Source organism: Mesorhizobium sp. B1-1-8 (genome assembly GCF_006442795.2).
Taxonomy (GTDB): Bacteria; Pseudomonadota; Alphaproteobacteria; order Rhizobiales; family Rhizobiaceae; genus Mesorhizobium.
Window position 1 is genome coordinate 163,636 of sequence record NZ_CP083957.1, and the last position, 22,814, is coordinate 186,449.

Sequence of the window (22,814 nt, forward strand, 5' to 3'; positions counted from 1 at the left end):
GTTCTGACGTATAGGCGCCTTGCCTTTTCGGCATATTTGCCGGGGCAATTCCACGATTCCGGCAACTCTGGACGGCGAGTGGAGGTCGATTGAGGAGATGAAGACTTGGGCCGGCTCTTGGGCGGCTCGTCAGCGGGCCGCTGACGACTTAAGCAACAATGGCGAGCTCGGGAAACATACGCCTTCGACAGCCGTAGCGTCATGAAGGGCTGTGCGAGCCCGGCTTTGGATCTGGCAACGACGGAAAAGCCTAGCCGGCCGATCTGGCTGGCCGAGCATTCAGGCGCGGTTCACCCGTCAATACGAAAGTATGTGAGTGACTATCAACGCGGCGCGCTCACGAGGCGACCGTATAATAGAATTTGGTTGATTATTCTGTCATTCGTTTCACGTTCGAAGTCGGATTTTTCCTTGGTGAATACCCCAGCCCCACATCGGCTTTGGAAGATACCGCCATGACATGTATAGTCTGCCAAAAAAATTTCCTTGAGCGTCCTTTCCACTACTACTTCTGTTCGAAGGTTTGCTGGGATGCCGCGACGACAAAGACCGCTTGGAAGATTCTATCGGACAAAGACTTCGGTCCGCTTACGCCTGTTAAGCTCACCACTCCCATTCGCTATCCTCAGCTAGGGACCAGATGACGATTGAGCGGCAGTTCGGCTGTGTTTGTAAAACAGATGGCATTCGAGGGCGCTGGACCACGTAACTGGTCGGCACTCTGCCGAAAGGGTTAAGAACGTATACGCCGGCATAATACCCGGAGTGCTCAATGCCGGGCTAAGGTTGCGTCGGTCCTGAGTTTCAGCTCCTCCCAACAGGGCCAACCCTGCCGCGCCGGGAAGCCCGATGACGCACCCCCCTCGTCCTCCCGGCGCGGCCCCTCTTCGAAAGGCAGGCGCTTTCGCGGCGATGCGAGGGCGGTGCGAACAGGATGCAGGCAGGAAAAGATCGGCGACAGATGTGAGCAGCCCTGCTGCGTACCAAAAGCCGGGCGCGTTGACACGACAAAGAAGTGGGTGAAACTGCGATGCCCGCGCTGCAACAATGATGCGGGCGGCATGGAGTCGAGCGGTGTGAAGATGGGCGGCACCGTCCAAGGCGGGCTGAAAAGGACCGCCAGAAAAGTGAAAGGCAAGCAGGAGCGGTCAGACTCTCCTGGTCGGCGGACAATCTCGACTCTGGTTGGCGAAAATGCCTCCCACGCTGCCTGGAATGACGGCGATCGAATCCTCACACCTCAAATACGCCAGAACGAGAAGGGCGGACCGCAGTTGGTCCTTATCGTGCGGCTTGCGTCCGCGCATCCCAGCCGCGCCAGCATCGACAGGCTGACACACGAATATGGCCTGAAAGACGAGCTGGACAGCGCCTGGGCGGCAAAGCCGCTGGAACTTATCAACGACAACGGCCGCAGCGCACTCATCCTCGAGAACTTTGGCGGTGTGCCACTCCACCAGATTATCGGAGACCGAACAGATCTCAGAACGCGCGATCTCCCGAACTTCCTGCGCGTGGCCATCAGTATTGCCGTGACGGTGGGCAAGCTCCACGAGCGCGGCCTCATTCACAGGGACATCAAGCCGGCGAACATCCTGGTGAACGAGGTTGAAGGACAGGTTCGGCTCACGGGGTTCGGAGTGGCATCATGCCTCCTTCGGGAGCGCCAGGTGCCCGAAGCCCCCGAGATCATTGCCGGCACCCTTGCATACATGGCGCCCGAACAGACTGGCCGCATGAACCGGTCAGTGGACTCGCGTTGTGATCTCTACGCGGTCGGGGTCACGTATTACGAAATGCTCACCGGCAGGCTACCCTTCACTGCATCCGAACCGATGGAATGGGTTCACTGCCATATTGCCAGGCGCCCTGTGCCACCGTCCGAGCGCGTCATGGAGGTGCCACCCACCATGTCGGCAATCGTGATGAGGCTGCTCGCCAAGAATGCCGAGGAACGTTACCAGACAGCTGCCGGGCTGGAAGCGGATCTGCGTCGGGCCCTGCTCGATATGGAAAGCTACGGCCGTATCGGGGAATTCGCACTCGGGGCTCACGACGTGTCGGACAGGCTGCTGATCTCTGAGCGGCCCTATGGGCGCGAGCCCGAAATCACTGCCTTACGTGCCGCTTTCGACCGAGTTGTTTGCTTGGGCCGAACCGAACTGGTGTTAATTTCAGGCCCGGCCGGGACTGGCAAGTCGATGGCGGCGAACGAGCTTCATCGCGCGCTCGTTCCGCAAGGACTTTTTGCATCAGGGAAATTCGACCAGGATCAACGCGACGTCCCCTATGCGAGCTTGGCGCAGGCCTTGCAGGGTCTGGTGAAGACTCTGCTGGGCAAGAGCGAAGCCGAGCTCGAGCCGTGGCGCGCCTGGCTAGCTGAAGCTTTGGGCGCAAGTGGACAATTGATGACAACGCTCGTGCCAGAGCTCGAAACCTTGACTGGTCCGCAGCCGCCCGCGACCGAATTATCGCCACAGGATGCCAAGCGCCGCTTCCATTTGATCGTAAGGCGACTGCTTGCAGTGTTCGCCCGCGCGGAGCATCCGCTGGTGCTATTTTTTGATGACCTCCAATGGCTGGATGCGGCGACACTCGACCTGCTTGAGGATCTTTGTACGCACCGGGATTTGAGCTATCTGCTGCTGATCGGCGCTTATCGCGACAATGAGGTCACGGCTAGCCACCCGCTGATCCGGCGCCTGGCTGCAATTCGCGAGGCAGGAGAATTGGTCCGGGAAATCCGGCTGATGCCGCTCAAGCTGGAAGACGTTGGCGAGATGCTCGCCGATGCCCTTCATTGCGGGAGCAAACGTGTCCAGCCGCTTGCAAGGCTGGTGCACCAGAAAAGCGCGGGCAATCCATTCTTTGCCCTTCAGTTTCTCAGCACGCTGCCTGACGAAGGGCTCCTTGAGTTTGATCGTGCGGAGGCCCGCTGGAAGTGGAACCTCGAGCGCATACGGGCCAAAGGCTATACTGACAACGTCGCGGACCTCATGCTGGCCAAGCTGCGGCGCTTACCCGCTGCGACCCAGGCCGCCCTGAGCATGCTGGCCTGTATCGGCAATCGAGCGACAGTTGGTACGCTGACCTTGATCAGGGACGAAAGCGAAGAAGCAGTCCACGCGGTATTCTGGGCTGCGGCGCGGGCCGGCCTCGTGCTGAGGCAACAGAAGACCTACCGGTTCCTGCATGACAGGGTGCAAGAGGCCGCCTACGGGCTGATGCCCCAAAGCGAGCAGAGCGCTGCGCATCTTGCGATAGGTAGACTTTTGCTAACGCATACGCCGTCAAACGCACTTGAAGAAAATATCTTCGAGATCGTCGGGCAGCTAAACCGCGGCAGGACACTGATCGCAGGGGCTAAGGAGCGCGAGCGCCTCGCCGACCTGAATCTGGTCGCCGCCCGCCGTGCCAAGGCGGCGGCGGCTTATGATTCGGCGCTAGCCTATGCCTGCGCAGGTGCGGCGCTGCTGCCGGGCGACGCATGGGAACGCCGGTATGAGCTCACCTTCGCGCTCGAGCTGCACCGAGCCGAAAGTGAGTTTTTAACGGGCGCATCGGAGGAGGCGGAGGCGCGCCTGGCGAATTTGGCGCGCCGTGCGACAAGCCTTACGGAGTTGGCGCGTGTCACTCGGCTTCGGGTGGACCTTTTCATGAGTCTCGGCCGAAGCGATCAGGCTATCGTCGTCGGTCTCGATTGCTTGCGCCGGATGGGCATCACGTGGCCCGCTCATCCCAGCAAAAATCGTGTGCGGCGCGAATACGTCCAGTTATGGCGACAGCTGGGGCAACGGCCGATCGAAGCGTTGCTCGACTTGCCGCCTATGGCAGATCCGATCGCGCTCGCGACAATGGATGTCCTGACCTCACTCGTGACTCCAGCTCTTTTCACCGACGAGAACCTGCGATGCCTGGTTATCGGGCGACTGGGGAACGTGAGTCTCAAATATGGCAATAGCGACACCTCCCCTTACGCCTATACCGCCGTGGGCACCGTGCTGGGACCATATTTTGGCAAGTATGACGCGGGTTTCCGGTTCGGTCTGCTCGGCCTTGACCTGGTGGAGCAGCCTGAGATGCACCGCCTTAAGGCACGTGTATACCTTGCCTTTGGCAATCTTGCGAAGTCTTCTCCGAGGCACGTCCGGACCGGCCGTCCACTGGCGCAGCTCGTTTTTGAAACAGCGCAGCAGGTGGGCGATCTCACCTACGCAGTCTTGAGCCGCAACAATCTCCTGACTTACCTGCTCGCCAGCGGCGAGCCCCTCCCCCAAGTTGAAGGCGATGCAGAAGCTGGGCTGGACTTCGCGCGACAGGCCGGGTTTGGTGTGGCCGTCGGCTTCATTACCGGGCAGCTTCAGCTCATTCGGTCGCTACGCGGGCTGACGCCGAAGTTCGGCTGTTTCAATGAAGCAGAATTTGACGAATTGGAGTTCGAGCGGCGAACCGACGGCAAGCCGGGCAGTTGCTTGTACTGGATCCGCAAGCTACAGGCGTGTGCTCTCGCCGGAGACCACCTCGCAGCGCTTGCGGCGGCGGCAAAAGCAGAAGGTCTCTTGTGGATGACCCCCGCTATCTTTGAGCGGGCAGACTATCATTTTTTTGCAGGCGTCTCGCTGGCTGCGCTTTCCCACGAAGCCTCGCCCACCGAGAGCTCCCGGCTTCGAAGGGCGATGGCCGTTCATCGCCGTCAACTCGACCAATGGGCCGAACACTGCCCGGAGAATTTTGGCAGCCGCGCCGCGCTGATCAATGCGGAGACCGCGCGCTTGAGCAACCGCCTGCCGGATGCCGAGCGCTTATACGAGAAAGCCATCCGACTGGCTCACGTGAGTGCGCTACCTCATGACGAGGCGATCGCCTATGAGCGTGCATCGGCCTTCTACCGTCAGCGGGGATTCGACCAGATTGCTCACCTCTACCTGCAAAACGCCCGCCGCTGCTATGCGCGTTGGGGCGCCGATGGCAAGGTGCATCAACTGAATGAGCTCTTTCCTCAACTAAGGGACGACCAACCAGCATCGGTTGGAACAACCACGATTGAAACGCCGGTCGAAAGACTCGACCTCGCCACTGTCATCAAAGTTTCGCAAGCGGTATCCGGTGAAATAATGCTTGAGAAGCTGATCGACACGGTCATGCGAATGGCCCTCGAGCAGGCGGGCGCCGGGCGTGGACTACTCATCCTGTCGCATGGCAGCGGGCCGCGGATTGCTGCGGAAGCGACGACACGCGGGGAAGCGGTCCTCGTGGAATTGCGCGATGTGCCCACTGTCGGAACGATGCCAGAGTCGGTTCTCCACTACGTGCTGCGCACGCGCGAAGCCGTAAGCCTGGATGATGCCTCTGCCGAAAGCTCTTTTGCGGCCGATCCCTACATCCGAAACCACGCGGCCCAATCCATCCTATGCTTGCCGCTGATCAATCACGCAAAGCTTATCGGTGCTCTTTATCTTGAAAACAACCTGGCTGGCCACGTCTTCGCGCAGGCAGGTAGCACGGTGTTGAAGCTGCTCGCTTCGCAGGCCGCCACGGCGCTTGAGATTACTGGTCTTTATCGCGACCTCGCAGAACGCGAGGGCCGGATCGGCCGGCTCGTGGGCGCCAACATCATCGGCATTTTCATCCGGGATTTGGACGGTGGGATTGTCGAGGCAAATGAGGCGTTCCTCACCATGGTGGGCTACGGTCGCGACGAACTCATCGGAGGCCGGCTCAACGAAGCATATCTGACGCCGCCGGAATGGCGCGAGCGTGACGTCGAGGCTAAGGCCGAGTTGCAGATTAGTGGCAGTGTCCAGCCGTTCGAGAAGGAATACCAGCGAAGGGACGGCGGCCGCATACCTGTGCTCATCGGGGAGGCGAGCTTCGAAGGCACGGGTAACCAAGCGGTCGCCTTCGTGGTCGATCTGTCCGAGCGCAAGGCCGCGGAAGAGAAGGTTCGGGCAAGCGAGGCTCGTTTCCGAACCTTCGTTGACCACGCGACCGACGCGTTTTTCCTGCACGCCGACAACCTGACGGTAATCGACGTCAACCGCCAGGCCTGCGAGAGCCTCGGCTACGAGCGCGAGGAGTTGATCGGAATGCACCCGCGCGACTTTGACGGAGGTCTCGACCAGCAGGCGCTCGCGACGATAGTCAATCGAGTGGACGCCGGACAGACGCCGACTTTCGAGACGCTGCACCGGCGCAAGGACGGAACGGCATTTCCGGTCGAGGTTCGCGTCGGCAAATTCCAGCAGGCAGGGCAATGGTTTCGCCTTTCTCTGGCACGTGACATCACCAGCCGCAAGCAAGCTGAGAATGCCCTCCAACTGGCGCAGGCAGAGCTTGCCCATATGAGCAGGCTGACCACCATGGGGGAACTCGCGGCTTCGATAGCCCATGAAGTCAGACAGCCCCTTACTGGACTGGTTGGCAGCGGCAATGCATGTCTTCGTTATCTCGACGCGGATCCACGCGACATCGTTTCCGCTCGTCGCGCCGTCGAGCGCATGATCGGCGATGCCTTTCGGGCCTCCGAAGTCATCGACCGAATCCGGGCCATGGCAAAGAAATCCCCCGAACGTCGGGATCGGCTGAGCATCAACGACATCGTTTCGGAGACGATAGCGTTGGTCTCCACCGACCTGCAGCGTGGTGTTGTCTCATTGAGCACCGCGCTATCGGACGACCTGCCTCAAATTATGGGCGACCAGGTCCAAATACAGCAGGTGATCCTCAACCTGATCATGAACGCCAAAGACGCGATGACGGCGGTCCCAAAGGGGTCACGAAAACTGCTCATAAGCACCAAACGCATTGCACCGGAGACAGTATTGGTGGCGGTCCGCGACAGCGGGCCGCCGATCGACTCCGCCAAGATCGACGAAATGTTCGAGGCGTTCTACAGCACCAAACCCAACGGGATGGGCCTGGGCCTCACGATAAGCCGCTCGATCATCGAGGCGCACAACGGCAGGCTCTGGGCCGTCCCGAGCCAGCCTCGCGGCGCAATTTTTCAGTTTACATTGCCAGGTGAGGAGAAAGCAGATTAATGGTTAGCATCCGGACCGCCACCATGATCAGCTCGCGTTGGGGGGCATGGGATGAAAGAGGTCGTCTATATCGTCGACGATGACGCATCGGTCCGCGAGGGCCTCGGCGATCTCTTGCGCTCGGTCGGGCTTGGAGTGCAAACTTTCACATCCAGCCAGGAGTTCTTAGACAGCAAGCGCGCCGATGTTCCAGGCTGCCTTATCCTCGATGTCAGGCTGCCGGGTCGGAGCGGTCTCGAATTCCAGAGCATGCTGCAGAATTTGTGCATTCAGCTTCCCGTCATATTCATCAGCGCCCATGGCGACGTTCCGATCTCCGTGCGCGCAATGAAGTCAGGCGCCATCGAATTCCTGACCAAGCCGCTGCGCGAGCAGGAGCTGCTTGACGCGGTTCACGCTGGGATCGACCAGGACCGCGCTCGGCGGCACGAGGCCGACCTCATCGCCGAGCTTGGGGCGCGCTATGAGTCCTTGACGCCGCGCGAGCGCGAAATCATGAAGCTGGTGATCGCTGGCAGCGTCAACAAGCAGATCGCTGCTCAAGCCGGCCTCAGCGAGGTCACAGTCAAGGTCCATCGCGGGCACGTCATGCAGAAGATGCGGGCGAAATCTCTCGTGGATTTGGTCCGAATGGCGGATAGGCTGGGCGTAACAGTTAAGCCCGCTGGCACGAAGTAAACGGCAATACGAATATACCAACGTATAGTTGCGCCTGGTCTTTTTGAAAAGACGGGAGGTGGCTCTTGTGTTTCGATTAGGCCATTTGCCCAACTTGGCAATGGTGCGAAGTAGACGGCCGGCTCTATTGTCCTGCCCGAAGGACGGAGCTGGATGCATGTCGACAGCGTTGTGTTTCCTTTCCTGCCCGCGGTCGCCGAAGGTCTCAGGACACCGGAGACCACCTTCCGACCACACGTACTTATTGCAGGCTGGACAGGAGCGCGCATTGTCTTGCGCCGCTGAGCCGATTCTCAAAGGGAAGGCTCCGCATGCTCGGCCGATTTGGCTTCCGCTCTGCCTGCGAACTCGTCTTCCACTCACCATGTCTTTTTGCATGGCACGATTGCGTGGAGCTCATATTGACTATGTAGTCGATTTGACTTATAGGTCTAAATCGAAAGCGAGCCACTAGCTCAGCCGGTGGCTCGGCTTTTCAGTTCCCTGCAACCTCGATCTTCTCGAGCGGAGACTTTCATGCGCCTGTCGTCGCGTCATTTCCTTTTGGCTGGTATCGCCGGCCTTTGTCTTGCTGGTTGTTCACAAAAGGACGCCGAGGCGCCGGCAGCGCCACGAACGGCACGCGTGGTGGTGGTAACGCCCCACAAGTTCATGCTGGTAGCGCAAGGCGCCGGCCGTATCCAATCACGCTATGTCAGCCAGGTTGGCTTCGAGGTCGGCGGCCGGCTCGTCTCACGCGACGTCGACACCGGCGCAACAGTCAAAAAAGGCCAGAAGCTCGCCGAACTCAGCGCGGTAGACTACCAGAACAAGGTGACCGCCACCGCCGCGGACCTCGATGCAGCCAAGGCCGCACTTGCCCAGGCCGCTGCCCAGGAAGACAGATTTCGGGTTCTCCTCGGCAAAGGCTTCGCCACACATTCGCAATACGACGACGCGCTGAAGTCACTGCTGAGCGCACAAGCGCAGGTCCAGGCAACTGAGGCCAATCTGCGGATCGCACGGAACCAGCTTGCCTATACGGAGCTCAATGCGCCCGACGATGGCATCGTGACGGCGACCGGCGCGGATCCCGGTCAGGTGGTAGCCGCGGGCCAGGTGGTGGTGGAGATTTCGCGCAATGACGAGCGCGAGGCCGTCTTCGCCGTGGCCAGCGAGGACATTATCAAGGCAAAGCTCGGCATGTCAGTGAGCGTTGCGCTCCAGGCCAGCCCGGAAATCGCGGTAACCGGCACGATCCGCGAGATTTCTCCCGAAGCCGACACTACCACCGGGACCTATAAGGTGAAGGTTGCGCTACCTGCCCCGCCACCGCAAATGCGGCTGGGAGCAATCGTCGTTGGTCGCGTCGAAAGTGACGGGGGGCAGATGGTCGCGACACTTCCGCCGAGCGCCCTGCTGCAGTCCGGAGACCAGCCCCAGGTTTGGGTGGTTGGCAACGATGACAAGGTAGAACGGCGCAGGGTGCAACTGCTCGAGTTCGATGCAAATTCGGTCACCGTGAGCCACGGGCTGGCTGCAGGCGATAAAGTGGTGGTTGCCGGCGTCAACTCGCTTGCTGACGGCGAAGTGGTCAAGCCCGCTACGGAGGTCGAGTGATGGCAAGCTTCAACCTTTCCGAATGGGCCGTTCACAACCGGTCGATCGTCGTCTTTCTCATGCTCGTCTGCGTCGTCGCCGGGATCACCTCTTACGAGCGGCTCGGCCGCCAAGAAGACCCGGATTTCACGGTTCAGACCATGGTCGTCCAGGCAAACTGGCCGGGGGCAACCGCCGCAGATACGCTGCAGCAGGTTACGGACCGGATCGAGAAGAAGCTCGAGGAAACCCCGAACCTCGACTACCTCAAGAGCTACACCAAGCCAGGCCAGGCGACGATTTTCGTCAACCTGAAGGAATCCACTCAGAAGCGCGACCTGGCCGGCATCTGGTACCAGGTCCGCAAGAAGGTTGACGATATAAGGCAGACCCTGCCGCAAGGCGTGGTCGGGCCGTTCTTCAACGACGAGTTTGGCGACGTCTTCGGCACCATCTACGGCATAACCTATGACGGTTTCAGCCCGCGTCAGGCGCGCGACTTCGCCGAGACCGCGCGGGCCGCATTCCTGCGTGTTCCCGATGTAGGCAAGGTCGACATTTACGGCGACCGGGACGAGAAGGTCTATCTGAATTTCTCACCGCAGAAGCTCGCCAATCTGAAGCTCAACCTCGATGACGTGCTGACGGCGATCGCCCGCCAGAATGCCGTTGTGCCTTCCGGCATCATCAACACGTCCAGCGAAAACATGCTGGTCGACATGACTGGCTCGCTGTTGGCACCTGATGACATAGCCAAGCTCAATTTGTCCGTGGACGGGCGTTTCTACAAGCTCTCGGACATCGCCGAGGTGCAGCGCGGTTATAGCGATCCGCCGAGCAAGATGTTTCGCGTCAACGGCAAGCCGGCCATTGGCATCGGCATCAACATGCGCGATGGCGGCAACAACCTCGAGTTCGGCAAGGGATTGCACGCAGCGGCGGAGCGACTGAAGCAGCGTTTCCCGGTCGGCATCGAGCTCAATCTGGTATCGGACCAGCCCGAGGTCGTGCGCGAGGCAATCGGCGAATTCACCAAGGCTCTCCTCGAAGCGGTTGCAATTGTGCTTGTCGTGAGCTTCCTCAGCCTCGGGCTGCGCGCCGGCCTGGTGGTCGCGCTGTCCATCCCGCTTGTCCTCGCTATCGTCTTCGCATTCATGGAGTTCGCGGGAATCAGCCTGCAGCGCATTTCGCTTGGTGCGCTGATCATCGCGCTCGGCCTTCTGGTCGATGACGCTATGATCACGATCGAGATGATGATCTCCAAGATCGAAGAAGGCATGCCGAAGATCAAGGCAGCAACCTTTGCCTACACGTCCACCGCCTTTCCAATGCTGACGGGAACTTTGATCACGCTACTCGGCTTCCTGCCGATCGGGTTTGCGGACAACAATACCGGGCAATACTGCTTCTCGCTGTTTGCCGTCATAGGCGTCGCGCTCATCGCCTCATGGTTTGTGGCCGTCATCTTCGCTCCGGTGCTCGGGCTGACCCTCTTGCCTGCACACATGAAAGCGCATGGCGTGGCCGAGCCCGGACGATTCATGCGACTGTTCGGGCGCCTCCTGGCTTCCACCGTGCGGCACCGCTTTCTCACCATCGCCGCATCCCTCATCGCGTTTGGCGCCTCGCTTTACGGCATGGGCTTCGTCCAGCAGCAGTTCTTCCCGTCTTCCAACCGGCCTGAGCTGCTGGTGACGATGATGCTGCCCAAGAATGCCTCGATCGCCGCTACTGAAGCGCAGACGGAACGACTGGAGAAGGCGCTTGCTGGCGACGCCGATATCGAACACTTCTCATCCTATGTCGGCGGCGGTGCCATCCGATTCTACCTGCCTCTGGATGTGCAGCTCGACAACGACTTCATGGCCGAGACAGTGGTCGTCGCCAAGGACCTTCAGGCGCGCGATCGCGTGCAGACCAAACTGCAGACGTTGTTCGCCGACAATTTTCCGGACGTGACAGTACGCATTTCGCGCTTGGAACTGGGGCCGCCGGTCGGCTGGCCCGTGCAGTACCGGGTGAGCGCGCCTACTCCTGACGATTCCAGGAAATATGGCGAGCAGGTTGCCGAGATCCTGCGGGCTTCCGGGCTTGTGCAGACCGTCAATTTCGACTGGGGCGAGAAGAACAAGGCGCTGCGCATCGTCGTGAACCAGGATCGCGTCCGGCAGGCGGGACTAAGTTCCGAACAGCTTTCCCAGGCGCTCAACCGGGTGCTCAACGGTTCGACGGTCACCCAACTGCGCGATTCCATCTATCTGGTCGACGTCGTGGCTCGCGCCCAGAACGACGAGCGCTCCAGCATCGAAGCGTTGCGCCACCTGCAGATTACCACGCCTACCGGTGCATCCGTGCCGTTGCGCGAGCTCGCCGATTTCAAATACGAGCTCGACGAAGGGTATGTCTGGAGGCGCGGGCGCCTGCCCACCATCACAGTGCAGGCCCAGCCGCTGCCGGGACTGCAGCCCGCCTTCGTTCACCAGCGCATCGCTGGCGCGCTGGAGGCGCTTTCCAAGTCGATGCCGGCGGAAACATCGCTCGAGATCGGCGGCACGGTGGAAAAAAGCGCGCTTAGCAACGCCGCCCTGCTGGCCCAGTTCCCGCTGATGGTCACGTTGATGCTTACCGTGTTGATGGTCCAGCTCGGCAGCTTCCGCCAATTGGCGATGGTAATCAGCGTGGCGCCCCTCGGCCTGATTGGAGTTGCCATCGCGCTGCTCACCACCAGTACGCCAATGGGCTTCATCGCGACGCTCGGCATCATTGCGCTCGCCGGCATGATCATCCGTAACTCGGTGATCCTGGTGCACCAGATCGAGCATGAGCGGGCTCAGGGGGTCGAGCCCTGGAACGCGGTGATCGACGCGACCGTCCATAGGTTCCGGCCGATAATGCTGACTGCGGCCGCGGCGATCCTCGGCATGATTCCGATCATGCACGACGTTTTCTGGGGGCCCATGGCTTATGCCGTCGTCGGCGGACTTGCCGTCGCCACCATGCTGACGCTGGTCTTCCTGCCGGCGCTTTATGTGGCAGTGAACGGCATTCAGGAAAAGGACGAGCCGTCGACTATAGTCGAGCCACACGCCAGTTCAATTCCGGTCCTGGCGTTGGTGGATTAGCAAGGGCACAGCCATGCCGGAATCACAGCCTACTCTCCTTGACCGCTTTCTTGGAACTGATGCCATGGTGTGTGCTGGACCCGGCGATAGCTCGCGCGAATATGTCGACAAGATGCTGGCCGCAGCGCTCCAGGAGGCGCAGTCGGTGGCGCGCTCCTACGACACCAAGGCTCAGATCGTGGGCGTGGGCTACATCCTTGCCCTCAATTTGATCCTGCGCTTCGGTGATCTGTTACCAACGCATGCCCCACTCGGACCGCTCTTTTACGTGGTGGTCTGGGGAATCGTCATCATGCCCATCATGCAGTTCGGGCAAGTGCTCTATCCGAGCCGCAAGCGAGCGGACAAGGACCTCAATCGCAAAATGGCCGGCGCTTGCGCTACCCCGCCGATCTACTATGTGGATCCTGGGTTTTTCGCCGATGTGCGCGACCTGGTCCATCTGGCCTTGCAGTCCGATTGGACCTCGGTGCTGGCCGCCGAATTGCTGAAGACCTCGCGCGTTAGAACGATCAAACAGGCGCGTTTCCATCGCGCTCTGCTGATGACCGTCGTCTCCTTCGCCGTACTCGGAGGAGAGCAGCTTTTCCGCAGCTTCGCCATAGCGTCGGGGGCCTGAATGCTATGCTGAGGATCATCCTACTTGGCCTGTGCGCAATTCAGCTTACCGGCTGCATCGCCGCCTACCCACGCGATGGCGTGCCCACAGAACACATGGCTGCAGCCAATGTCAGTGGCTATCCCAGCAACATACGCGTCTGGGGGGATTCTGACGAAAGTTTCCCGCCCGATCGTCTCATCTCATTCCGCGACGAGAGAATTAAGGCGGCAAGGGCCGACCCTTTGATCAAGCTGCGAGAACTTGATGCGCTTACCATTTCAGGCGGTGGCAGCAGCGGTGCCTTCGGCGCGGGAATTCTCGCCGGCTGGACCAAGGCCGGGACCAGGCCCAGGTTCGACATCGTCACCGGCATCAGCACCGGAGCCTTGATTGCGCCTTTCGCGTTCCTTGGCCCGTCTTATGACGATCGATTGAAGCGGGCCTTCACGACAATCAAGGATGCCAACATTTACACGGAGCACAGCTTCCTCGGCGTTCTGTCGAGCGCCTCCTTCACAAGCAACGCCCCCCTTGCCAGGATGCTGGACGAAGAAGTCACCGAAGACATGCTGGATCAGATCGCCAAAGAATCCGGCAAGGGACGGCGGCTGTTCATCGGAACCACCAACCTCGACGCCGATCGGCCGGTGATTTGGGACATGGGCGCGATTGCGGCTAGCCATCGGCCGGATCGGATGAAGCTCTTCAAGCAGGTCATCCTGGCCTCCACCGCCATTCCCGGAATTTTCCCTCCGGTCGAGTTGAAGGTGACCGCCGAAGGCAAGTCTTATCACGAAATGCACGTCGACGGAGGCACCAGCAACCAGGTCTTTCTTATGCCCACCGGTTTGAGCCTGCGCGAGCTCGATCATGCGTTCCATGCGCGGGTCAAGGCCCGCATCTATATTATCCGCAACGGCAGGACGACGCCGGAACCATCTATGGTGAAGGCCGCACTGCCAGATATCGCAGAAAAGGCAGTCTCCTCCCTTATTAAGACGCAAGGGATCGGCGACCTATACAGGCTTTACGCCATCTCCAAGCGCGACGGCATCGCCTATAACTTCATTGACGTTCCGGTCGACTTCACTGATGAGCCAAAAACTCCGTTCGAGAACAGGTACATGCGGGCGCTGTTCGAAAAAGGCTACGAGATGGGCCGCAACGGCGTGCCTTGGAAAAACGTGCCACCCGGATTTTCGAGGTGAGGTCGCCGATATTCCGGGCTCCGCGCATGGGTTGGACCGGATCCTGAGAAGATCCGGGCTCCCTGACAAGATTGGCTCTTTGGCCGGCCAGCTCCATCGGCGCAACTGCCCGGCGATCTTTTACGACAGAACACCAGAGATAAGCCGTTAGGCGCGCAGATCGGCGCTTTGGCCCAAATGCTAATTGCCTCGATCCTCGAGCGTGCCGGAGAAAAGGGTCGAACCGCGTTCTTCCAGAAGTGGCAGCGACGGATAATCCAGTATGCTCAAGCCGCCATCCACAATAAGCGTTTGCCCGGTGACAAATGAAGCGTCGTCACTCGCCAGAAATGCCACGGCCGCCGCTATCTCGCTGGGCAAGCCCATCCGATTGAAAACGCTGGGAGGTTCCTTCCACTCGCCTGCGCCTGAAGCAGGCTTGGTCGCGTCCGCCTCAGTCTCCACCCAGCCTGGACTGACGCAGTTGGCTCTTATGCCATGCGGTGCTCCTTCGACCGCCAGGGATCTGGTCAGTGCTTCCACCGCTGCTTTCGCCACGCAATACAGTCCCCAGTTGCCATGCAGCGTGGCGGTCGATGAGATGTTGACGATAGCACCTCCGCCGGAATCGCGAAGCAGCGGCAAGGCGTAGGAGGAGACGAAATAGGTCGAATCCAGATTGGGTCCCCTCAGCTTGTCCCATCTGAGACCCGGTTTGTCCGAAGGCAGAACGCCGGCGCGGCGGGAGCCAAGGCCGGCATTGTTGATCGCGACAGTCAACCGGCCCCAACTTGCGATTTGTTCAACAAGATCGGCGACTTCATCTTCACTTTCGAGATTACATCGGAAGAAATGCGCCTGCCCGCCCATTGCCGCAGCCTCCGCTTCAACCGCCCGCCCTTTGTCGACGTCGCGGCCGGCGAAGGCCACTCTGGCTCCGTCTCGCACAAACCTGTGAACGATGGCACGTCCAATACCCGAATTGCCGCCGGTCACGAGAACATTCTTGTCTGCAAACCGCATGCCTTGAAAACCCTCGCGTCATTGTGCCCGACTGCCCGGCGATCAGTCGCGCTAGAGCCAGGTGTCCCAGGAAACGGAGCGTAGACACGTTCTGCCAACATTGTCCAAGCCTCAAGCCGCGCTTGAACATAGAAGGGGCTTCGCCTCAACACTGCCCCGCACCGCGAAGGCAGTTTTCGCAGGCGGCGAGATCCACCGCTGAGGGTGCAGCTTCGGAGATGTTTGCCCTCGACCTTCCGGGGTTTTTTCATGCGCCCCGCTAATATTAAGCTTTCGATTCAGCGGGCTACCCTGACCGGTCAGGCCCGGCGGCCCTCTATTGACACCCCAACGACGGGCTGTCGGGCCGCTTGCGTTTAAGGTACCCTGCGCTGTGCCGATGGCTACTTTTAGGCGGGCAATTTTTCTAAGAGCCTCGCGCCACATGCTTCTCGGCTTTCTTCGCTCATCGGTCGCTTGAACGTGACACTGGGCCGCGCGATTGTCTCAGCCGATTTGAGCTCGAGCAGGCAACCCATGGCAAATGACTTCACGTCAAATCTCGTCATCATCGCAACTCGGAACCTAATTCGCGCCAGTTGGGTTGATCTGGGCGACATCCACGACAATATCCGAGAGACGCTCGACGCTATTAGTCGGTCCCGCATCTTGCTCGAAAGAACAGGAGGGCCGACCGAGCGGTTGCTCAGTCCTGCTCCCGAAAACGGCGAATGACCTTATACCTTAATGTCGGCAAGGCGCATCATTCGCAGTCAACCCGCCACCGGGACTCGAACTGGCGGAAGATCACTTCATTCCAGCACCGGAATGCCCGCTCTTCATGAACGTTGCCAGGGTGGGGGTGGTCCTTCTCTCGGCCATTGGCCCCGCCCGGGCTGCGGTGCCCGGCCGCCCTCCGTCCGCCTGAGACCGTGCCCCAAGAGTGAGAGTGCGGACGGGAATTTGCCGCGACGGGTTTTCAGGCTGGGAGAGAGGCTCCCGGCGCCCGTCGCGGAGACCCGCGATGACCAAGCATCTTACCCAGGCTGCCCCCGCAAGGGCGAGCCTCTATGACGACATCACCACCAAGATCATCGCCGAGCTGGAGGACGGCCGGCTGCCTTGGGTGCAGCCCTGGGGCACGTCGGCGGCGAAAGCGCCGCTCGCCATGCCGAGGAACGCCTCGAGTGGACGCCGCTATTCCGGCATCAACGTCCTGATCCTGTGGGGCGCGGTAATAGAGCACGGCTTTCCCGGGCAGAGCTGGCTGACCTTCCGCCAGGCGCTTTCGCTTGGCGGAAATGTGCGCAAAGGAGAGCACGGCACGAGCGTCGTCTATGCAGACCGCTTCGTGCCGGAGGACGAGAAAAAGCGCGCCGGCGAATGCGGCGACAACGCTCGGGCCATACCTTTCCTGAGGCGCTTTACCGTATTCAACGCTGCGCAATGCGACAACCTGCCCGAGGACGTTGCCGTTCAGACTGCGCCACCCACCCCAGGGCTTGTCGAGCCTCGCGTCGAGGCCCTCATCAAGGCGACCGGCATTGATTTCCGGATCGGTGGCAACAACGCCTTCTACGCGTGCGGGCCGGATTTCGTGCAGGTTCCGCCGCCGCAGGCCTTCTTCGAGCCGATCAATTGGCATCGTACGGCACTGCACGAACTCGGTCACGCCACCGGCCATGCCTCGCGGGTCGGGCGCGACCTTTCGGGATCCTTTGGCAGCAAGAAATACGCTTTCGAAGAGCTCGTCGCTGAGATCGCCGCGGCTTTCTGCTGCGCCTCGCTGGCCATCGTGCCGACGGTTCGACACGCTGATTATATCGGCTCCTGGCTGGAGGTGCTGAGAGACGACAACCGTGCCATCGTACGCGCCGCATCCCAGGCAAGCAGGGCGGCTGACTGGCTGCTCGATTTCCTGCCGGAGCATCGCGACCTTCCGCGCACCTAGCCACGCTGGCCTGCCGCGCTCGCAACATGAACCGGCAATGGTGAGCTTTTCATTTCCATCCCGCCATGGCTTTTCGCAAAGCTCCGCGTCTTTCACAGGCGCAGTCCCGCAGGGCTCCTGCCCCATAAGGAAATGGCGGCGCTGGCTCAACAAGGCCGGCCCGCCTCCGAGGTCAGTCAAAGTGTAGCGCTGGCAGAAATACCTCATAAAGCATGTACGCTAAGGTTAGATTCAGCCGGTGCTGTTACAAAAACGCGTGCGGTGCGGCTCCGACGGTGCGGGGGGGATGCTGGGCGCCGGAGCCGCCCGCGCAGCCGGGATGGGCTGGCCCGCGCTGTCTCAAAATAGGACAGCCTCGGTTTACAGTTGGTAAATAGCGCAGTGGGACGCCAGACCTCCCGGCTCACCGGGGCGGCGGTCATCGGTTTTCGGGACCGACCGGCTCCATTAGCGTGCGCGACCTTGCCCGGCCGGAGGCCGCCGCGCAGGGCCAGAGGAAGAGAGCTGACTGGGATTTCGTGACGGGTTGGAGGTCGAGAGAGAGGCTCTCGGCGCCCGTCGCGGAGTAAATCCCGATGGCTAAAGCAGTTCACAAGATCACCCTGTCGTGCTCGCGCGACATCCCCTTCAACAAGCTGGTGCTGAGCCAGTCGAACGTCCGCCGCATCAAAGCGGGCATCTCCATAGAGGATCTGGCGGCCTCGATCGCCCGGCGTGGCCTCATTCAGAGCCTGAGCGTCTTTCCTGTCGTCGATGGCCAGGGCAAGGAAACCGGCATCTTCGAGGTGCCTGCGGGGGGCCGTCGCTTCCGCGCGCTCGAATTGCTGGTCAAGCAGAAGAGGCTCGCCAAGGTAACTCCGGTCCCTTGCATAGTGCGTGAGCGCGCCGGCCCCATCCTTGCCGAGGAGGTCTCGCTCGCCGAGAACATCGAGCGCGTGGCGCTGCATCCGCTCGACCAGTTCCGGGCCTTCCAGGACATGCGCGACAAGGGCATGGGCGAGGAGGAAATCGCGGCTGCGTTCTTCGTTTCGGCGCAGGTCGTAAAGCAGCGACTTCGCCTCGCTTCCGTCGCGCCGTCGCTGCTCGATGTCTATGCCGAGGACGGCATAACGCTGGAGCAGGTCATGGCCTTCACCGTCTCGGACGATCACGCACGCCAGGAGCAGGTCTGGAACGCCATCAAGGACGCCCGGTCCAGGGAGCCCTACCAGATCCGGCGCATGCTGACCGAGACGACGGTGCGCGCCTGCGACAAGCGCGCTGTCTTCGTCGGCATCAAGGCCTACCAGGCAGCCGGTGGCGCAATCATGCGCGACCTGTTCCAGTCCGACGATGGCGGCTGGCTGCAGGACGCCGCCTTGCTCGACCGGCTGGTCGCAGAGAAGCTGAACACTGCCGCGCAAGAGGTCGCTGCGGAAGGCTGGAAGTGGATCGAGGTGGCGGTCAGCTTTCCGTATGACGCCAGGCGCGATCTGCGTGCCTTGCAGGGCGAGCCGCTCGACCTGACGGTGGAGGATGAGCAGGCGATCGCGGCGCTCAAAGGCGAGAAGGAAAAGGTCGAGGCCGAATATGATGGGGCCGACGAGCTGCCGGACGAAATCGACCAGCGGCTCGGCGAGATCGAAACCGCGCTCGAAGCCTTCGAAACCCGCCCGATGCAGTTTGGCGCCCAGGACATCGCGCGTGCCGGTGTGTTCATCAGCATCGCCCATGATGGCAGGCTCGATGTCGATCGCGGCTATGTCAGGCCCGAGGACGAAGCGCCTCGCGAGACCGAAACCCTGGCAGGCGCGGATGCCGACCTTCCGTCGAGCGATCCCGACAGCGCGGCGGCACAGCGCGCCGTCATCACGACCGGCGGTCAGCCCCTCCAGCCGGAGGAGGACGAGGACGATGCGATGAAGCCGCTGCCCGATCGCCTGCTCACCGAACTGACGGCCCATCGCACGCTGGCGCTGCGCGATGCACTGGCCAACAACCCGCACGTGGCCATGACGGCGCTGCTGCACAAGCTCGTGTCCGATTTCTTCCATCAGCGCGCGTTCACCGGCGCGCTGGAGGTCTCAGTCCGCCAGGTCTTCTTCCCTGTCCAGGACGAAGACCTCAAGGACAGTGCATCGGCCCGCGCCGTGAAAGAGCGCCACCAGGCATGGCAGGGCGACACGCCTTGCGATGACGAGGCGCTATGGCACTGGCTGGCAGCTCTCGACGAAGCGAGCCGCATGGCGCTGCTTGCCCATTGCGTAAGTTACGGGGTGAACGCCCTCTACGAGAAGCCCAGCCCTTACGGCGTCGGGGTGTCCCAGCAAGGCCTCGCCATGCGGCTCAGCCAGGCCGACCGGCTCGCGCGCGCCACCGGGCTCGACATGAGCGTCGCCGGCTGGCGAGCGACCGTCGGCAACTACCTCGGCCGCGTCACCAAGTCTCGCATCCTTCAGGCGGTGCGCGAGGGCGTCGGCGAAGAGGCCGCCCAGCTCATAGACCACCTCAAGAAGGCCGACATGGCCAGGGAGGCCGAGCGCCTGCTGGCCGAAGCCGGCTGGCTGCCCGAGCCCCTGCGCCTCGTCGGCGACGCCGCAGCCGGCGCGCCCGGCGACATCAAAGTCGCTGACGCGCAGGCGAGCGCTTCTCTGCCGCCCCTCCCCGAAGGCGATGGCGAGGGCGAAAGCCCCGCCGATGCCGAAGAGGAAGGACGTGGCCTGGCCGCGGCGCAATGAGGGGCTTCGCGGAGTGGCTTCGGCCGCTCCGCCCGTCCCGCACCGATGGATGCTCGAGCCCGCCCGGCGATAGGCATTCCGGTAATGCTCGAAGGACTTCGCTGCGGGTGGCGTTGGCACCGTCGGACGGGACCTGCAACAGGAGGAGGTGGCATATGATAAGTTATCGCGATGCTTCCGAACTCGCGCATCGTCTTGGCCAGCGGGCCGAGGCGGTGTGCCGCCACTACCTCTTCAACGGCTGCCGCGCAGGCGGCTACTGGCTGGTGGGAGATGTGCGCAACACGCCCGGCCGCTCGTTATATGTTCGCCTCAAGGACTCGCCAAAAGGCCGGTCCGGCAAATGGACCGATGCCGCCACCGGCGAGCATGGTGACCTCCTCGACGTGATCCGGGAGAGCTGCGGCCTTGTCGACTTCAAACAGGTGGCAGACGAGGCGCGTCGCTTCCTCAGGGTGGCGCCGGCCGCACCCATGCCGTCCACGGCCAGCCGGTCCTCGGCAGCGCGCGGTTCGCCCGAAGCGGCTCGCCGGCTCTTCGGCATGTCGGGGCCGATCGCCGGCACCATCGTGCAATCATACCTGCAATGCGAACGCGGCATCATGGATCTGCGGGAAACCGGAAATCTCCGCTTCCATCCGCGCTGCTACCATCGCCCGGAGCGACATGGGCGGGTTGAAGTCTGGCCGGCAATGATCGCCGCCGTCACCGACCTCCAGGGCAAGGTTACCGGAGTGCATCGCACCTGGCTCGATCCGCGACGCCTCGACAAGGCGCCGCTCGACACGCCACGCCGCGCCATGGGCGAGCTTCTGGGCAACGCGGTCCGCTTCGGCATCGGCGGCGAAGTCATGGCGGCCGGCGAAGGCATCGAGACAGTCCTCTCGCTCAAGCAGGTCCTGCCCGGCATGCCGATGCTGGCGGCGCTCTCGGCGGCCCATCTCGCCGCCATCCTGTTCCCGGCAACCCTGCAACGGCTCTACATCCTCCAGGACAACGATCCGGCCGGCGAATGGGCGTGTTCCAGCATGGTCGAACGGGCCAGGGCGGCCGGGATCGAGGCCATCGTCATCTCGCCTCAGCTGGGCGACTTCAACGAAGACCTCTGCCACCTCGGCATCGACGCCGTGCGCAACAGGACGCGCATGCAGATCGGGTCGAAAGACATCGCGCGCTTCATGGCGCAAGCATAGCCGGCAAGCGAAGTTGCGCTGCGCCATGTCCGCGCTCACGCATGGGTCGGTTCGCGGAGCACCGCGCCTCGGCCTTCGAAAGGGCGATCGGCCCACAAGCGGGCCGGTCCGGCAATGGCGAAGCCCGGCTATTTTCCGGCGGCCCTTCTGCCCTCGCGGCAAGCCGCGCGAGCCGCGGGCCTTTCCATCGCGAGACAAAATAGCCGGTCTTCGCCATCCTTCCCTCACGCTCCGGCCCTGCGCTGACGCTTCGGGTGCAGGCCCGCCCCGCCCGTGGGCTTCGTCGCCATGAAGGCCGCGACGGTCGCGGTCCACCCGGCGGAGCCCTCCGATGAATGACCACCACGAATTCGAACCGCACCACGCCTCTTCGCCCACGAGCCATATGCTCACCGAACTGCAGCTGCACGGATACCGCCCCTTCGCCGATGAGCCGGATCAGCGGCCGTTGCCGGACGGCAATGAGGTCGCAGGCGCCGTCGCCGACATCTTCGACGCGCTGATTGCAACGCTTGGGCAAACGCGCCTCGAGCCCGATCTCGATGATCTGCTTTGGTCCACAGTCAACCTCTTTCACCGCGCCTGCCAACGGATCGCGCGCGAGCTCGACGACAATGAGCAGGCGCAGAAGCGTCTCCAGCGCGAACAGGATGGCAGCGAGGTCAAGTCCGTCGAGCTCGAGCAACTGATCGCCCAGGGCCAGACCTGCATCGAGCGCCAGAATGCTTTCGAACTGATGCGCGACCAGGCGGCCGAGCACTACGAACGCCACGTCGGCAAGGCCTGGCTTCCGCGCAGCGGATCGAAGCTCAACCATCGTAACCTCACCGCGGCCATGATCGACAGCCGCGACTTCCTGATGGCGAAAAAGCGGGCCGAGCAGGAGGTGCTCCTTCCTCCCGGGCCGAAGATCGTCGTCACCGGCGGACTCGATTTCGACGATCACCGGCTGATCTGGGCCAGGCTCGACCGGGTGCATCAAAAGCACCCCGACATGGTTCTGGTGCACGGCAAATCGCCCACGGGCGCTGAAAAGATCGCCTCCCTCTGGGCCACCAATCGCAACGTGCCACAGATCGGGTTCGGACCTGACTGGACCAGGCACGGCCGCGCAGCACCCTTCAGGCGCAACGACGAAATGCTGGCGATCCTGCCGAAAGGCGTCATGCACTTCCCCGGCACCGGCATCAACGACAACCTCGCCGACAAGGCAAGAAAGCTCGGCATCCCGGTCTGGAAGTTCGGCAGCTGCTGAGCGCCTGGGACGCTTTCGGAACAGGCGGACCGCTCCCTGACGGACGGTTCGCCTTCTATCGGTGCGCCGTTCGCAGTATGGACAGCTGGCGGGTCCCGTTCAAATTTGAGGCCACGAAAGCCGCTGTCGCGGAGACGCCCAAACTTCTATATGCTCACCCGAACGATGGGAGCGTGAATGGCCTACACTGTCGTGTGGTATGATAGGCAGGGCATCATCGACAAGGTGACTTTCGACGCCGAGAAGACGGCGAAGGCTCATGCCGTCTCCATGTTCGCGACCCGAAAGGGAGATGATGGGGTCGTGTCGGTCGAAGTCCGCAAGGACAGCGGCGCTGTCGTCTTTAGCCATGCCGAGAACTAGGACTCCCACCCGGGCGTGAAGGCCGGAATGGCCCTGCGATGGCATCGGCGAAGCTGAATTGTGGCTTTTCTCGAATTGGCCGAATGTGCAGACATCTTTGGGGCCGACCGCGCGTCGCGGCTGCCTG

The 22,814-nt window shown here is 61.8% G+C and carries 13 protein-coding genes; 12 read left to right on the top strand and 1 reads right to left on the bottom strand.

The genetic code is table 11. The features are described 5' to 3' along the window. The first annotated feature begins 1,082 nt into the window (after window positions 1-1,082). From FJ974_RS28475 to FJ974_RS28500, 6 genes are all read left to right on the top strand, one after another. Window positions 1,083-7,040, top strand: coding sequence for a PAS domain S-box protein (locus FJ974_RS28475; protein WP_140532230.1), 5,958 nt, complete (start codon window positions 1,083-1,085; stop codon window positions 7,038-7,040). A 51-nt stretch (window positions 7,041-7,091) separates the two neighbouring features. Then, window positions 7,092-7,718, top strand: a complete 627-nt coding sequence (locus tag FJ974_RS28480; protein WP_140532232.1) for a response regulator transcription factor — start codon at window positions 7,092-7,094, stop codon at window positions 7,716-7,718. 516 nt (window positions 7,719-8,234) lie between these two features. After that, the gene (locus tag FJ974_RS28485) at window positions 8,235-9,317 is read left to right on the top strand and encodes an efflux RND transporter periplasmic adaptor subunit (protein WP_140532234.1); all 1,083 of its coding nucleotides are present in this window, start codon (window positions 8,235-8,237) and stop codon (window positions 9,315-9,317) included. Further along, window positions 9,317-12,418, top strand: coding sequence for an efflux RND transporter permease subunit (locus FJ974_RS28490; RefSeq protein ID WP_319023067.1), 3,102 nt, complete (start codon window positions 9,317-9,319; stop codon window positions 12,416-12,418). The genes FJ974_RS28485 and FJ974_RS28490 overlap by 1 nt, the downstream gene beginning before the upstream one ends. A gap of 13 nt (window positions 12,419-12,431) precedes the next feature. After that, on the top strand, window positions 12,432-13,037 hold the full coding sequence (locus tag FJ974_RS28495; RefSeq protein WP_140532238.1) for a hypothetical protein: 606 nt from the start codon (window positions 12,432-12,434) through the stop codon (window positions 13,035-13,037). 5 nt (window positions 13,038-13,042) lie between these two features. Beyond that, window positions 13,043-14,227, top strand: a complete 1,185-nt coding sequence (locus FJ974_RS28500) for a patatin-like phospholipase family protein (protein ID WP_140532240.1) — start codon at window positions 13,043-13,045, stop codon at window positions 14,225-14,227. 180 nt (window positions 14,228-14,407) lie between these two features. Here the strand turns inward: FJ974_RS28500 and FJ974_RS28505 are convergent, their stop codons facing one another. Continuing rightward, window positions 14,408-15,229, bottom strand: coding sequence for an SDR family NAD(P)-dependent oxidoreductase (locus tag FJ974_RS28505; RefSeq protein WP_140532242.1), 822 nt, complete (start codon window positions 15,227-15,229; stop codon window positions 14,408-14,410). Window positions 15,230-15,745: 516 nt separating this feature from the next. Between FJ974_RS28505 and FJ974_RS28510 the strand changes: the two genes are divergently transcribed. The 6 genes from FJ974_RS28510 (at window position 15,746) to FJ974_RS28535 (ending at window position 22,687) form a co-directional block, all read left to right on the top strand. Further along, on the top strand, window positions 15,746-15,943 hold the full coding sequence (locus FJ974_RS28510; protein WP_140532244.1) for a hypothetical protein: 198 nt from the start codon (window positions 15,746-15,748) through the stop codon (window positions 15,941-15,943). Window positions 15,944-16,232: 289 nt separating this feature from the next. Then, window positions 16,233-17,159, top strand: a complete 927-nt coding sequence (locus FJ974_RS28515) for an ArdC family protein (protein ID WP_140532246.1) — start codon at window positions 16,233-16,235, stop codon at window positions 17,157-17,159. A 575-nt stretch (window positions 17,160-17,734) separates the two neighbouring features. Continuing rightward, window positions 17,735-19,876, top strand: coding sequence for a ParB/RepB/Spo0J family partition protein (locus FJ974_RS28520; protein WP_140532248.1), 2,142 nt, complete (start codon window positions 17,735-17,737; stop codon window positions 19,874-19,876). Window positions 19,877-20,034: 158 nt separating this feature from the next. Beyond that, window positions 20,035-21,069 (top strand): toprim domain-containing protein, encoded by a 1,035-nt coding sequence (locus FJ974_RS28525; protein ID WP_140532402.1) that lies wholly within the window; start codon window positions 20,035-20,037, stop codon window positions 21,067-21,069. Between the two features lie 331 nt (window positions 21,070-21,400). Next, window positions 21,401-22,324: a DUF2493 domain-containing protein gene (locus FJ974_RS28530; RefSeq protein ID WP_140532250.1), complete on the top strand. Its 924-nt coding sequence runs from the start codon at window positions 21,401-21,403 to the stop codon at window positions 22,322-22,324. Between the two features lie 177 nt (window positions 22,325-22,501). Next, window positions 22,502-22,687: a hypothetical protein gene (locus FJ974_RS28535; RefSeq protein WP_140532252.1), complete on the top strand. Its 186-nt coding sequence runs from the start codon at window positions 22,502-22,504 to the stop codon at window positions 22,685-22,687. Window positions 22,688-22,814: the final 127 nt, after the last annotated feature.